Here is a 12,914-nt window from a genome sequence, read left to right as displayed (position 1 = left end):
ATCCTGGAGCGGGTTGGAAACGGCGAATTCATCGACGTCACCACAATGGCGAGGTTGCCGCAACGCTTGGACCGCCTTCGGCTTCTCTCTTCGAGCGACTGCTCCTGTCTGGAAGTGTGCGTTAAGCATCGCGGGGATGCTGGTTGGGTTTGATAAGAAGCTTTTCAGCGCGGCAACTCAGACAAGGCTGAGATCAATAGCACCAGATGGCAACGCCTAAAGCGGATCCAGCCGAACAGCCTCAATAACGTCCTCGGCATGCAGCGAGTGCGCCGTTGCCTGCACGGTGTCCCACCTGCCATAGGTTGCCGGGTCAAGGAATTGCTCCCAGCCCCGCTCAAGATCCAGGCGCACATCCTCAGGCCACTCCAGGAATCCCTTATCGAAGACGCCGGCTGCACGCTTGCGGTCGTCCAGCTCGTCCCAGATCCTGTCCCGCCTCGCTTCAAAGTCTTCGTCGCTTTCACACGGCAGTTCAAGCACGTGGGGAGTGCCATTCAGGGCGCGATGCCAGTCCCAGAAGTGGGAAAGCAACACCCGCTCCCGCGGGATCCGGCATGTCAGCAGGACGCCGCCGCGTTGGTTCCTGCAGCTGTCCACCAGGCAGTCGCGGGTAGTGCGTGCCCAGAACCACAAGGCGCTGTCGCCACTGGTAGGCAGACGCCGGCCCATCTCCCGGAGCATCCAGCCATAGGCATCAGCGAACGGCGGCTCCGCCCGCTTGGGGTCGGGAAGGAGTTGTCCGGTCGAAAGGAGTTCACCCAAGGCATCCTCGGTTTGGAAGGTGTGCAGCAGGACACGGTCGGCATTCAGGTCATAGCCCACGCGGCCCGCTGGAACTGCACGGTCAGCGCGGGCACGGGTAACGGAAAAGTGCGGCACAGGCTGAGCCTAAGGCCCACCCCTGACAATATCGACGGCCGCCGGCTGGGCTGCGCGAAAATCACCCTCTTGCGCGTTTTGCGCAACCCGTCTTGCGCTAATCGCGCAAGCCGGTCTATGATCTACATCATGCTTCGAGCGCGTGCAGCTCGGCCCCCTCCCCCCAACAACAATGAGGTTGCTTCATGTCTGTCCCAATCAAGGCCACCATGGAAAAAGTTCCTGGCGGCATGATGCTGATCCCCCTGCTCATCGGCGCCATCCTGGGCACCTTCGCTCCCGATTCCGCCAAGTTCTTCGGGTCCTTCACCGGTGCGCTCTTCACCGGCGGCACCACCATCCTGGCCGTGTTCTACGTGTGCATGGGCGCCAGCATCGACATTAAGGCCACGCCGTACATCCTGAAAAAGGGCGGTGTCCTGTTCGGCAGCAAGGTCCTGTTTGCCATCATCATCGGCGTCGTGGCCGGCAGGTTCCTGGGTGAACTTCCCATCGACGGCGGCATACTGTCCGGCCTGTCCGTACTGGCCATCCTGGCGGCCCTGAATGACACCAACGGCGGAATGTACATGGCCCTCATGGGCCAGTACGGCAAGCCCAAGGACGTGGCCGCCTACTCGGTCATGACGCTGGAATCCGGTCCCTTCCTGACCATGGTGACACTCGGCGTCGCCGGCCTGTCCGCCTTCCCGTGGCAGGCGCTCGTGGGCGCCATCATCCCCTTGCTCCTCGGAGCCATCCTGGGCGCCCTGGACCCGGCCATGCGGAAGTTCCTCTCCTCCGCGGCCCCCGTCCTGATCCCGTTTTTCGCCCTCGCCCTCGGCTTCGGCCTGAACCTGGGACAGGTCCTCAACGCCGGATTGTTGGGCGTCGCGCTGGGCCTGTTCGTGCTGATCGCCGGCGGAGCGGTCCTGTTCTTCGCAGACAAGCTCACAGGAGGCTCCGGCATCGCAGGCCTGGCAGCAGCCACCACCGCGGGCAACGCCGCCACCGTTCCCATGCTGGTGGCCGCGGCGAACCCTGCCTACGCTCCCGCAGCCGGACCCGCCACCGTCCTGGTTGCAGCATCCGTGGTGGTCACCGCCATCGGCTGCCCGCTCATGGTGGCTTGGTACGCTAAGCGCCTGAAAGCCAAGCAGCCCGTGGAAACCCCCGAGGTGTCCCCAGCAGTATGAACACCCAAGCCACCACGCGCTGGGCGATCATCGCCGATGACCTCACCGGTGCCGCCGACGCAGCCGCAGCCTACGGCCCAACCCACACCAGTTCAGTGATCCTGGACCTTGGATGTGCCTGGCCGGAGGCCCAGATCCTGTCGATCAACACCGAGAGCCGCTACCTTCCGGCGGCGGAGGCAGCCTCGGCTGTCAGCTCCGCCACCCAGCGTGCGCTGGGGCAGCACCGCCGGGTCTTCAAGAAGATCGACTCGCTGCTCCGGGGCAACGTGGGCGTGGAAGTTGCAGCAAGCCTTGCGCAGATTGCGCAGGGCAGTGGTCCGGCACTCGCCATCGTGGCGCCCGCGTTTCCGCGAACGGGCAGGACCACCCACGGCGGCATCGTGCACGTCAACGGCGTCCAACACAGTGGGGGCGCCTTCGGTGGTGACGTCGCCCGCGCACTTGCCGACGGCGGCCTGACCGCGGAAGCGGTGAGCGGGCTGACGGAACGCTCGCCGGAGGAACTGGCGGCGCACCTGCGCGACGTGCAGGAACGCGGGACTGCCGCCGTCGTACTCGACGCCGGGACCGACCAAGACCTGCAGGACATCGCGGCCGCAGCGGAACTGCTGGATTTCCCGACGCTCCTGGTGGGCTCGGGCGGACTGGCCGGGCACATCGCCGGGGACCCTGAAACGCAGCAGGCCCGTGACGCCCAGGCGCGGCAGATCAGCCGGACGCTGACCGTGATCGGCAGCTACTCGGGCCTCGCCCGGCAGCAGAGCGAGGCGCTGGTTGCGGCCGGCGCGGAACACATCACGCTGGACCACGCCAGCCTGGACTGCGCTGAGGTTCCGCGCAAGGTTGCCGAGGCGATGGCCCGGGCCAATGTGGTGCTGACGCCGGACCCGATGGGTGCCGTGGACAAGTCGCAGGCGCTTGTCGTGGCAGAGGCCCTGGCCCGCGCCACCGCTGCGGGCGTCGGCCACTGCGATGCGCTGGTCATGACCGGCGGGGAGACCGCAACGGCCGTCCTGAAAGCCCTGGGCGTGGGGAGCTTCACGGTCCTCGGCGAGGTTGAACCCGGCGTCGTCATGAGCCTGCTGCCCGTACCCCTCCCCCTGCTGGTCACCAAGGCCGGCGCGTTCGGGGACGCGGGCACCCTGGCCCGGACCACACAATTTCTCACTGGCACAACGACTGAAATGAGTAGCAAATAATGGGACGCCCGATTGTTGCGATCACCATGGGCGATGCCGCCGGCATCGGTCCGGAAATCATTGTCAAGGCCCTGGCCGACGGCGAGCTCCGGTCTAAGGCCCGGATGCTTGTGATCGGCGATCTTCGCAGGCTGCAGCTGGCGGCGGACATCGTTTCCAGCCCGCTGACCCTGCGAAAGGTGGCGGCACCCTCGGAGGCACTGTTCGAAGAGGGCACCATCGACGTGCTGGACATTGACTGCATCCCCGAGGACCTCGCCTGGGGCGAACTGTCTGCCGCTGCCGGCCACGGCTCGTACCTCTTCATCGAGAAGGCCGTTGAGCTGGCGATGGACCGCCAGGTGGATGCCATCTGCACCGGGCCGCTGAACAAGGCAGCCCTGCACGCCGCGGGCCACAAGTTCCCCGGCCACACCGAACTCCTCGCCGAGCTGACGGGCACCGAGGAAGTGTCCATGATGCTGACCGCCCCGAAGATGCGCGTCATCCACGTGACCACGCACATCGGCCTCATCGACGCGATCGCCAAGATCAACGGTGACCTGGTCTACCGGACCATCAAGCGCGGCTACGAGCTGCTGCGCACTTCCGGGATCGAAAACCCTCGGATCGCCGTCTGCGCCATCAACCCGCACGCCGGCGAGAACGGCCTGTTCGGGTACGGCGAGGAGGCGGAGAAGATCCAGCCCGGCATCGAGAAGGCCCAGGCTGACGGCATCAACGCCTTCGGCCCGCTCCCGGCGGACACCTTGTTCTTCCTCGCCGGCCGCGGCGACTTCGACCTGGTGGTGGCCCAGTACCACGACCAGGGCCACGGCCCCGTCAAGGTCCTGGGCCTGGAGAACGGCGTGAACATCACCGTTGGCCTGCCTGTGGTGCGGACGTCTGTGGACCACGGCACCGCGTTCGACATCGCGGGCAAGAACATCGCGGACCACGAATCGCTGCTCGAGGCGCTGCGGCAGGCGGTGGACCTGGCCCCGTCACGCGAGGAAGCTGCGTAACTGGAGCCCTCTTTGATGCGGCCGGTCAGCACTGCTGGCCGGCCGTTGCCGTTTATACAGGGGGCCGGAACTAGCATGGGTAGCACTGCCACCGCCATGCCCACGGGAAGGAGACCGGGAATGCTCAGCGCAAACGCGCGGCGCGAGGAGATCTACCACCTTGCCGTGACCACCGGCCTGGCCTCCGTGGAGGAACTCTCGGCCCGGTTCGAGGTGACGGCGTCCACCATCCGTCGGGACCTGGCTTTGCTGAATTCCCAAGGCCGGCTGGCGCGCACCTACGGAGGGGCGATGGCCGTGGGAGCGCACCCGGAGGCGTCGCTGCGGCAGCGCACGGGTGAAGCGTTCGAGCAGAAGCATGCGATCGCCCGCTGGGCGGCGGCGGTGATCCAGCCCGGGGAGAACATCCTGCTCGACGCCGGCTCCACCGCAGGTGCCCTGGCGCACCAACTGCGCGGATTCGCTCCGTTGTCCGTGACGACGCCGGGCATCAACACCTTGCAGGAGCTGGCCGATTCCGAGGGCATCGAGGTGGACTGCCTGGGCGGCCGGCTCCGGGGCGTTTCCCAGAGTTTCGTGGGGCCGCTGGCCGAGGCGGCGCTGGAGCGGATGAGCTTTGACCGGGTGTTCCTGGGCGCTGACGCCGTCACCGCCGAGGACGGCATCTGCGAGGCCGACCACGCCCAGACCCGGCTCAAGGAGCTCATGGCCCGGCGCGGCCGTGCGGTTTACGTTTTGGCGGACTCGTCCAAGCTAGGACTCCGGCCCTTCCATGCATGGGCCCGGCTGGCGCTGCCCTGGACACTGGTGACGGACGACGGCGCCGATCCCGCCCAGGTGCAGAAGTTCCGGGACGCGGGAGTACAGGTTGAGGTGGCGGCGGTAATCAGCTGAGGCGTTTTCCTCCTCCATTGCCGGGACCAAACGGTTGCAAGACTTCGTAGCCCCATTGGAACTGGATTGCTACAATTGCTACGGAGGTGCGCCATGACAACCATTCCCCACCGCGAGCTGCGCAACCAGAGCAGCAAGATCCTGGAGCGGGTCAAGAACGGCGAGACGATTGATGTGACGAACAACGGTGAAGTTGCCGCCACGCTCATCCCGCCTGCTGCCTCCCCCTTCGAACGTCTACTCCTATCGGGCAGCGTGCGGCAGGCATCGGAAGGCCCGGTCGACTTCCGGCTCCTGCAGCGCGTGACTTCTGATGCCGGCACAGCAGAGATGATCAATGACCTTCGTGGTGACCGGTGATCATTTACGTGGACACCTCGGCTGCCTTGAAGCTGGTGGTAGAGGAACCGGAGTCCGGTCCCACCGCGGACTTCCTCTCTTTGGCCCAACAGCGGGGTGACCGGCTTGTTGCTTCGATGCTCCTTCATACGGAACTGCACTGTGCCGCCAACCGCCGTGGCCTGCCGCCGGAGTTGGTCAACTCTGTGCTGGACGCAATCAACCTGGTGGACCTGACGCGTTCAGACCTCTTGTACGCGGCCGCACTCCCAGGTGGGTTGCGCAGCGCCGATGCGATCCACCTCGCTGCTGCCATCCGACTTGAAACCCAAACTATGGTCGCCTTCGACAAAGAGCTTGTGAGGGCAGCAATTCAAGCAGGACTCAAGACAGTCGCACCGGCCAGCTGATGGCTGGGTACGCTGCTGCTACAACGATTGAAACCCTAACCGGAATGGAGACTTCCATGCACGCCGTGCTCGAATACACCTACTCGGACAACTACCTCGAGTCCCGCGGACAATACCGCGCAGACCACCTCCGGGCGGGGTGGGAGGCGGTCGAACGCGGCGAACTCCTGCTCGGCGGGGCAATTGGCCACGGGCCCTTCAAAGGGTTGCTGATCTTCACCGGCGAGAACCCGCTCGAGGCCGCCAAAGCTTTCGCAGCGGCCGACCCCTACGTCCTCAACGGCGTAGTGACCTCGTGGACCGCCAGCCCGTGGACAACAGTCCTCGGAAACGAGGCGGCCACTCCTGTGCGCCCCTAGGTCCAGTCAGCCTGGATTCTGCTGGCTTGACGACGGCTTCACGCCTCTGTCCTACTCTGCCTTCGACAGCGTGAAGATCCCATAGCGCATGGCACCGGTGCGGTAGGCCAGGATCAGGCGGGGAATGCTCAGAATGGCGCCGCGGTTGCGTGCGCCAAGGGCGAGGCTGCGGGTCTCCGGATCGACGAGCATGGCCTTGATGAGCCTCCGGGCGCAGATCCGCCAGGTGCGGGCCACCCGGCGGCTGACATCCTCATAGCCGGTGACCGTAAAGCCGGCTGCCGTCGCCATCGCCTCATACTCCTGGCGCGTGCCCATCGAGGGCAGGCGCCCTTCGCGGCAGATTGGCTCGAGCAGGTGGCGGACCTTCCAAGGGCTGGCACCGGTCTCAGCGAGCCACGCGCAGATGACGAAGTGGCCGCCGGGCGCCAGCACGCGATGCGCCTCGGCGAAGAACCTGGGCTTGTCCACCATGTGCTCGCTCGACTCAATTGACCATGCCGCATCCGCCGAGGCATCGGGCAGGGTGTTGGCGAGCCAGTCCTGGACCTGGATGTCCACGCCGGGTACCGAATGTGCAGCGGCATAGCCTGCCTGCTCAACGGAAAGCGTGAACCCTGTGACGCGAACCCCGTGTGTTACGGCGAGCCGCCCTGCCGTGGAGCCGTAGCCGCAGCCGATGTCCACGCACTCCTGGCCGGGCATGAGACCCAGCCGGTCCCCGACGGTGTCGACCAGCGCCTCGACCGCAGCGCTGGGAGTCTCCCGATCTGTGGCCCAGAGCCCGTGGTGGACATGGTCTCCCCATACCCGGCGATAAATGGGATCAAGCTCGTCATAGTGATCCGCCACCGCCACGGCGTCCTGGGAAATATCGGGCACAATCACGCGATGACCCTACAGCGGCGCTCCAGTACGAGGGAAGAGGAACGACGGCGGCAGCAACCCTTGCCGCTTGTCCAACAAACAAGTGCTACTTGTTCTACGCTGGAACTCCCGGACCAATCCACCGAAGAGCGAGGCAAATGTGCACCAGGACGCCGCCCGGTTCCTGTCCCAGCCGGTGGCCGCCCAGCCCGGCTCACCCCTGCGCGTCGCCGTGTACTCGCGCATCGCCGAGGCCATCCGCAACAGCCTCCTCACCCCCGGCTCCATGATCCCAACCGAAACCGAACTCGGCGCCGACATGAAAGTCAGCCGTACCGTGGTCCGCGAAGCCCTCATGCTCCTCGAGGAGGACGGGCTGATCAGGGCGCGGTGCGGCGTCGGACGTTTCGTCTCGGACACCCTCCCCCGCATCGGCATCGAATGCATCCGCCCGTTTGAGGAAGTCCTCGCTGGCCCCGGCCAGACGCTCGAGGTCAAACGCACCCAGGTGGTGCGGCAGGCGGCTTCAGAATTCGTCGCCCCCGGCATCGGCGTCGAGCCCGGCACTGACTGCTGGCTTTGGGAATCCGTCCTCATCCGCGACGGCGAGGCCATCGCCCAGCTGCAGGAAAACGTCACGGCCCAGCCGGTCAGTATCTCCAAGGGCGCCGCTGCACCCCTGGAGATAAAGGACGACGGCGGCGCCACCTTGCTTGCCACGCTCAACAACCAGCTGGGCCGACTGGCCGGCCCGGGCGAGTGCCAGATCAGCCTCAGCCAGGTGGGCCCCAGCCGCGCCAAGCTGCTGGACCTGCGTCCGACGGACCCGGTCCTCGTGCTCACCCAGTACATCCGGCACGGCAACCAGCCCTTCTACCTGGCCAAATGCCTGGTGTCCGCCCGGGCCGGCCACCTGTCCGTGATGCAGCAGTTCCAGTCCTAGGATCGCCCGTCCTGATGCGCAGCGATGGACTCGGCGATCTGCCTGATCCCGGCGAGCGTTACCGGGATTCCTTGGAGCGCCTGCTGGGTGCGGTCCGCGCTCTGCTCGGGTGCCTTGTCACCGAACTTTTCCTCAAACATGGCTATGCCGTCCGGAGGGAATTCCCCGGGCAACGCTGGCCGGGTGGCCCTAGTCCTTGGGCCGGAAATGGCCCGGCCAGTCCTTCAGCCGGATCCGGCCGAGGTCCTGGATTTCGCCGAGTGTGCCCCACTCGTCCAGGCCCAGCCGAGCCAGCGGCTCCAGGAGATCGATGCGCGGGTGGCTGCCATCGAGGACGGCTTCGCTCACGGCGGCATGGGTCACTTCGCCGAAAACCAACGTGGAGTCCCCCATCGGCAGCATGGACTGGAGGCGGCATTCCAACACCGCCGGCGATTCCTTGACGCGGGGCGCGGCCACGGTGAGCCCCGGCTCCCGGGTCAGGCCGGCGGCGTCGAACTCGCTGATCTCAGGCGGGAAGTTGGTGCCGGTGGCGTTGACCTCTTCGAGGAGTGCAGCCGGGGCCAGGTTGACCACGAATTCCCCGGACGTGGTGATGTTGCGGAGCGAATCCTTCTCGCCCACCGAGGTGAACTGCACGATGGGTGGATAGGTTGAAGCTACGGTGAAGAAGGAATGCGGAGCCACGTTGTCAACGCCCTCCGGGGAAACGCTCGAAACCCAGGCGATGGGCCGGGGAACCACCACGGCGGTGAGCAGCCGGTAGAAATCACGGGCGGACGTCGCTGAGGGACTGAAATCAGTTCGCATGCTGCCAGACTAACCATCAGGCAGCGAGGAAGGAGACAGCCATGGCGTTCCAGCCCTACCGATCACCATCAACCGGGCGGCCCGTGCGCGCCATCCTTTTCGACACTTTCGGTACGGTGGTGGACTGGCGGAGCGGCGTTGCACGGGAGGTGGCAGCTTTCACCACGGCGCACGGGCACACGCTCGACGCGGAGGCCTTCGCTGACCACTGGCGGGCCCTCTACCAGCCGGCCATGAACGCCATCCGCTCCGGACGGCGCAGCTTCACGAAGCTGGATACGCTCCACCGTGAAAACCTTGACCAGGCGCTCCGCCACTACGGCATCAATCCGGACCGGCTGCCCGGGGAGAGCCTGCAGGAGCTGAACAAATCCTGGCACCGGTTGCCGCCGTGGCCGGACAGCGTGGAGGGGCTGGCAACCATCCGCCGCCACTACATCGTGGGCCCGCTTTCCAATGGCAACACCGCACTCTTGCTCGACATGGCCAGGAACGCCGGGCTGCCGTGGGATGTGATCATCGGTTCGGACATGACGTGCACCTACAAGCCGTTGCCCCAGGCGTATCTCCGGACGGCTGAATTCCTGGACCTCGAGCCCGGAGAGGTGATGCTCGCGGCGGCCCACAACAGCGATTTGCAGGCTGCCCGGGCGGCCGGGCTGGCCACAGCGTTCGTGGCCCGCCCCACTGAACACGGCCCCGGCCAAGTGGCGGACCTGGCCCCTGAAGGCGACTGGGATCTCGTAGCGTCCAGCATCACTGAATTGGCGGACTTGCTCGGGGCCTGACACCGTTTGTCCGACGAACGCGCCGACATTGCACCCTGTGCCCGATGATCCCCATGGAGGCCGGACTCCGCGCTACGCTGCCGCGGGAAACGCCCCTGCCCCTGCCAGCCCGGACCGCGGGGCGGTGCCGACCTTGCCGCAGATCCAGCGGCCCAGTTCCGTTGCCTGCTGCACGTCGATGCCGGTATCGAATCCGGCCCGCCCGAGCATCCACGCAAGGTCCTCCGTGGAGCTGTTTCCCGCCGCCCCCGGAGCAAAGGGGCAGCCGCCGAGGCCCCCGACGCTGCTGTCGAACACATCGACACCCGCTGCCATCGCCGCATAGGTATTGGCCAGCGCGGTGTGCCGGGTCTCGTGAAGGTGGGCCCTCAACTGCAGGCCGGTCTCTCCGCGCAACCTGGCGAAAGCCTCGCCCACCTGCCACGGCACCGCGCAGCCGATCGTATCCGCCAACGCCACCTCCGCCAGGTTCGCGCGGCCCATTGCATCGCGGACGACGTCGAGGGTCTGTTCGAGCGGGACGTCGCCCTGGTAGGGGCAGCCGAAAGCGACGGCGGCGGTGACGCTGAGCGGGATGGAGGCCGAAGCAGCGATCGCCGACACCTCCTCCAAGGCCGCGAGCGCCGCGGCAACCGTGGTGTTCTGGTTGGCCGTAGCGAATGCATCGGTCACCGGGAGCACATAGTTCATCTCGTCCACCCCGGCGTCGACAGCGCGGTGGGCGCCCCTGGTGTTGAGCACCAGTCCGATGTAACTGACGGCGTCGGTGCGCGGGACGGCCGCCATCACCGCGTCGGCATCGGCCATCTGGGGAACTGCCTTGGGATTCACGAAGCTGACGGCCTCGATCCGCTTGGCACCCATCCTGATCAGCTCTTCGATCAGCCGGACCTTGTCCCCGGTGCTGACGGGGGTCTTCTCGTTCTGCAGGCCGTCGCGCGGGCTGACGTCCACGATCGAGACCGGCCTGGTGTCCTGGGCAAACGCCATCAGATTGCTCCTTCGCTGTGCGCTTTCTGCACGTCTTCATCGGTGAGGTTCAGGAGGCCCTGGTACACATCGGCGTTGTGGGAGCCGTGCACCAGGGGCCCGTTCCAGCTGATCCGGCCAGCGGAGCGCGTGAGTTTGGGGACGATTCCGGGCTGGACCACGGCTCCCAACTCGTCGTCCGGCACTTCCACGAGCATGTCCCGGGCCTTGAGCTGCGGGTCCTCGAAGATGTCTTCCACAGTGCTCACGGTGCTGTTTGGAACACCGTGTCCGTCGAGCAGGCTGACCAACTCCCCGGCGGTGTACTGCCCCGCCCAGTCGGCGATGAGGCCTTCGAGTTCCTCCTGGTTGTGGCCCCGCTGCGCATGGTCGCGGTATTTCGGGTCAGTCGCCAGGCCGGGCATGCCCATCGCGGTGGCCAGGCGCACGAAGACGGAGTCCTGGTTGGCCGCGATGACAACCCACTTGCCGTCGCTGGACTGGAAGATGTTCGACGGCGCGATCCCCTTCAGTCCCGAACCGCTGGGTCCCGGGACAATACCGGTAGCGGCGTAGTCAGGCACGGCGCTCTCCAGCAGCGAAAAACACGCCTCGACGAGCGAGACATCGACCACCTGGCCGGTGCCCCCGCGAGCATCCCGCCAGTACAGCGCCAGCAGGATCCCCTGCAGGGCATACAGCGAGCCGAGGCTGTCCCCCAGGGAAATGCCGGTCCGGGGCGGCGGCTGGTCGGGGTAGCCGTTGAGGTGCCGCAGCCCGCTCCGTGCCTCCGCGACGGAGGCATAGCCGGGCTTTGACGCTTCCGGGCCGGTCTGTCCGTAGCCGGAGACCCGGGCGATGATGAGGCCGGGGTTGACCTTCCACAGCTCTTCCGGGCCGAGGCCAAGCTTTTCCATGGTGCCCGGGCGGAAGTTCTCCAGGATGACGTCGGTTTCCTTGCAGAGCTCCAAAAAAAGCTCCCGGCCGCGGGGGGCCTTGAGGTCCAAGGTGACGCACTTCTTGCCACGGGACTGCACTGACCACCACAAGGTGTGGTCGTTGACCCGTGCCCGGCCCCACTCGCGCATGGGGTCCGGCCGGTTCGGGGATTCGACCTTGATGACTTCGGCTCCGAAGTCCGCCATCTGCCGTCCTGCGAACGGCCCTGCGATCAGGGATCCAAGTTCGAGGACGCGTACCCCGGAGAGGGGTCCGGCAGTCTGGGTCGCGCCTGCAGGGGCCGACGACGGGTCGGCAACGGCCCCGGGGCGGTCCCCGTCGGCGGCGCCCTTATTCCGTTCAGCTGTGCCGGTTTCGAAAACCTTCATCAAATCTCAACTCCTGGTTCCTGATGCGGACCCGTGGGCGCCGTACACGCCGGAGGGTCGGTCGAGCACCGTCCTACACGAACCAGTATGCACGCACCTCGTCATATTGTGAACAGAAAATCACGATATGGGCACTTCTTCGGAGGGAAGGCTTCCCCCGATCAGCCGGGTGCCTTCGGCGGCTGCGGCGATGACAGGCTCGATCCAGGAAGCGCACACGTCATAGGGCATCCGCATGGTGGGTCCCATGACAGTCAGGGCACCGTAGAGCTCAGCCTGGGGTCCGAAGATCGGAGCGGACAGGCCACTGGCCCCGGATACCCGCTCTCCGGTAGTGATGGCGAAACCGTCCGCGCGGGTCTTTGCCACCGCGGCATCGAGGTTTGCCGCGTCGGTGATGGTGCGGTCCGTCATGGACTGCAGGCCCGAGCCGTAGACCTTCTCCGCCAGGTCGGTATTCCAGGCGAGCAGTACCCGGCCCGCGGAGCCGGCGTGGAGCGGCATAATGTCGCCCACCTCCACCGCGCGGCGAAGGACCCGCCGGGTCTCCGCCACCGCGATGCAGACCCTGCTGCCCCGGGACTCCCGGAAGATGCAGACCGTTTCTCCCAGTTCATCGCGCAGCCGCCGGATGACGGGCGTGAGCAGTTCGAGGAAGTCGAGGCCCTGCCGGGCCGGGGCCGCCCAATGTGTCATCCGCAGGCCGATCCGGAAGTGGTCACCGCGCCGGTCCAGCAACCCCTCGTGCACCAGGTTGGTGACAAGCCGCTGCACCGTGGAGTGCGGCAACCCCGTCTCGGCCCGGATTTCGGCGAGGCTCATCTCAGGCCGCGCCAGCGAGAAGGCGTCCAGGATGGCCGTGATCTTCTTCAGCACCAGCAGCGGGGCGGCATTTTCAGTTGCGCTCATGGAGGGATTCCGGATTCCTTCTTCTCGCATTACGG

General features: G+C 66.2%; 16 protein-coding genes. 9 read left to right on the top strand and 7 right to left on the bottom strand.

From position 1 onward, the window contains the following. Positions 1–216: 216 nt before the first annotated feature. The gene (locus ACTHQS_RS00625) at positions 217–882 is read right to left on the bottom strand and encodes a DUF3841 domain-containing protein (RefSeq protein WP_440165148.1); all 666 of its coding nucleotides are present in this window, start codon (positions 880–882) and stop codon (positions 217–219) included. A gap of 185 nt (positions 883–1,067) precedes the next feature. Between ACTHQS_RS00625 and ACTHQS_RS00620 the strand changes: the two genes are divergently transcribed. The 7 genes from ACTHQS_RS00620 (at position 1,068) to ACTHQS_RS00590 (ending at position 6,265) form a co-directional block, all read left to right on the top strand. Next, a complete protein-coding gene (locus tag ACTHQS_RS00620; protein ID WP_440165146.1) occupies positions 1,068–2,057 on the top strand; it encodes a 2-keto-3-deoxygluconate permease in 990 nt (329 codons plus the stop codon). Then, a complete protein-coding gene (locus ACTHQS_RS00615; protein ID WP_440165144.1) occupies positions 2,054–3,259 on the top strand; it encodes a four-carbon acid sugar kinase family protein in 1,206 nt (401 codons plus the stop codon). The genes ACTHQS_RS00620 and ACTHQS_RS00615 overlap by 4 nt, the downstream gene beginning before the upstream one ends. After that, complete coding sequence (gene pdxA, locus ACTHQS_RS00610; RefSeq protein WP_440165142.1) at positions 3,259–4,263, top strand: 4-hydroxythreonine-4-phosphate dehydrogenase PdxA; 1,005 nt, start codon at positions 3,259–3,261, stop codon at positions 4,261–4,263. The genes ACTHQS_RS00615 and pdxA overlap by 1 nt, the downstream gene beginning before the upstream one ends. Before the next feature lie 120 nt (positions 4,264–4,383). Further along, entirely contained in the window at positions 4,384–5,157 is a 774-nt protein-coding gene (locus ACTHQS_RS00605; protein WP_440165140.1) for a DeoR/GlpR family DNA-binding transcription regulator, read from the top strand. Between the two features lie 93 nt (positions 5,158–5,250). Further along, a complete protein-coding gene (locus ACTHQS_RS00600) occupies positions 5,251–5,517 on the top strand; it encodes a type II toxin-antitoxin system Phd/YefM family antitoxin (RefSeq protein ID WP_440165138.1) in 267 nt (88 codons plus the stop codon). After that, positions 5,514–5,906 carry a type II toxin-antitoxin system VapC family toxin gene (locus ACTHQS_RS00595; protein WP_440165136.1) on the top strand — a complete coding sequence of 131 codons (393 nt, stop codon included), beginning with the start codon at positions 5,514–5,516 and terminating at the stop codon, positions 5,904–5,906. Before ACTHQS_RS00600 ends, ACTHQS_RS00595 begins: the two co-directional genes overlap by 4 nt. A 56-nt stretch (positions 5,907–5,962) precedes the next feature. After that, a complete protein-coding gene (locus ACTHQS_RS00590) occupies positions 5,963–6,265 on the top strand; it encodes a YciI-like protein (RefSeq protein ID WP_440165829.1) in 303 nt (100 codons plus the stop codon). 51 nt (positions 6,266–6,316) lie between these two features. Here the strand turns inward: ACTHQS_RS00590 and ACTHQS_RS00585 are convergent, their stop codons facing one another. Next, positions 6,317–7,153, bottom strand: coding sequence for a class I SAM-dependent methyltransferase (locus ACTHQS_RS00585; protein ID WP_440165134.1), 837 nt, complete (start codon positions 7,151–7,153; stop codon positions 6,317–6,319). Positions 7,154–7,292: 139 nt separating this feature from the next. Here ACTHQS_RS00585 and ACTHQS_RS00580 point away from each other — a divergent pair, with 139 nt between their 5' ends. Beyond that, on the top strand, positions 7,293–8,075 hold the full coding sequence (locus tag ACTHQS_RS00580) for a GntR family transcriptional regulator (RefSeq protein WP_440165827.1): 783 nt from the start codon (positions 7,293–7,295) through the stop codon (positions 8,073–8,075). Here the strand turns inward: ACTHQS_RS00580 and ACTHQS_RS00575 are convergent. Both ACTHQS_RS00575 and ACTHQS_RS00570 read right to left on the bottom strand, forming a co-directional pair. Beyond that, positions 8,072–8,215 carry a hypothetical protein gene (locus tag ACTHQS_RS00575; RefSeq protein ID WP_440165132.1) on the bottom strand — a complete coding sequence of 48 codons (144 nt, stop codon included), beginning with the start codon at positions 8,213–8,215 and terminating at the stop codon, positions 8,072–8,074. The genes ACTHQS_RS00580 and ACTHQS_RS00575 overlap by 4 nt on opposite strands. A gap of 49 nt (positions 8,216–8,264) precedes the next feature. Then, the gene (locus tag ACTHQS_RS00570; protein ID WP_440165130.1) at positions 8,265–8,885 is read right to left on the bottom strand and encodes a flavin reductase family protein; all 621 of its coding nucleotides are present in this window, start codon (positions 8,883–8,885) and stop codon (positions 8,265–8,267) included. A 41-nt stretch (positions 8,886–8,926) separates the two neighbouring features. Here ACTHQS_RS00570 and ACTHQS_RS00565 point away from each other — a divergent pair, with 41 nt between their 5' ends. Then, positions 8,927–9,673, top strand: a complete 747-nt coding sequence (locus tag ACTHQS_RS00565; RefSeq protein WP_440165128.1) for a haloacid dehalogenase type II — start codon at positions 8,927–8,929, stop codon at positions 9,671–9,673. 72 nt (positions 9,674–9,745) lie between these two features. Here the strand turns inward: ACTHQS_RS00565 and ACTHQS_RS00560 are convergent, their stop codons facing one another. The 3 genes from ACTHQS_RS00560 to ACTHQS_RS00550 all read right to left on the bottom strand — a co-directional run bounded on the left by ACTHQS_RS00560 (position 9,746) and on the right by ACTHQS_RS00550 (position 12,879). Beyond that, positions 9,746–10,663, bottom strand: a complete 918-nt coding sequence (locus tag ACTHQS_RS00560) for a hydroxymethylglutaryl-CoA lyase (protein ID WP_440165126.1) — start codon at positions 10,661–10,663, stop codon at positions 9,746–9,748. Then, positions 10,663–11,970, bottom strand: coding sequence for a CaiB/BaiF CoA transferase family protein (locus ACTHQS_RS00555; RefSeq protein ID WP_440165124.1), 1,308 nt, complete (start codon positions 11,968–11,970; stop codon positions 10,663–10,665). The genes ACTHQS_RS00560 and ACTHQS_RS00555 overlap by 1 nt, the downstream gene beginning before the upstream one ends. A gap of 120 nt (positions 11,971–12,090) precedes the next feature. Continuing rightward, positions 12,091–12,879: an IclR family transcriptional regulator gene (locus ACTHQS_RS00550; protein ID WP_440165123.1), complete on the bottom strand. Its 789-nt coding sequence runs from the start codon at positions 12,877–12,879 to the stop codon at positions 12,091–12,093. Between the last annotated feature and the right edge of the window lie 35 nt (positions 12,880–12,914).

Origin of the sequence: Arthrobacter sp. SAFR-044 (assembly GCF_051965175.1) — a bacterium.
Classification (GTDB): domain Bacteria; phylum Actinomycetota; class Actinomycetes; order Actinomycetales; family Micrococcaceae; genus Arthrobacter.
Note: the sequence above shows the minus strand (reverse complement) of the source record. Positions and strands in the feature narration are given on the sequence as shown.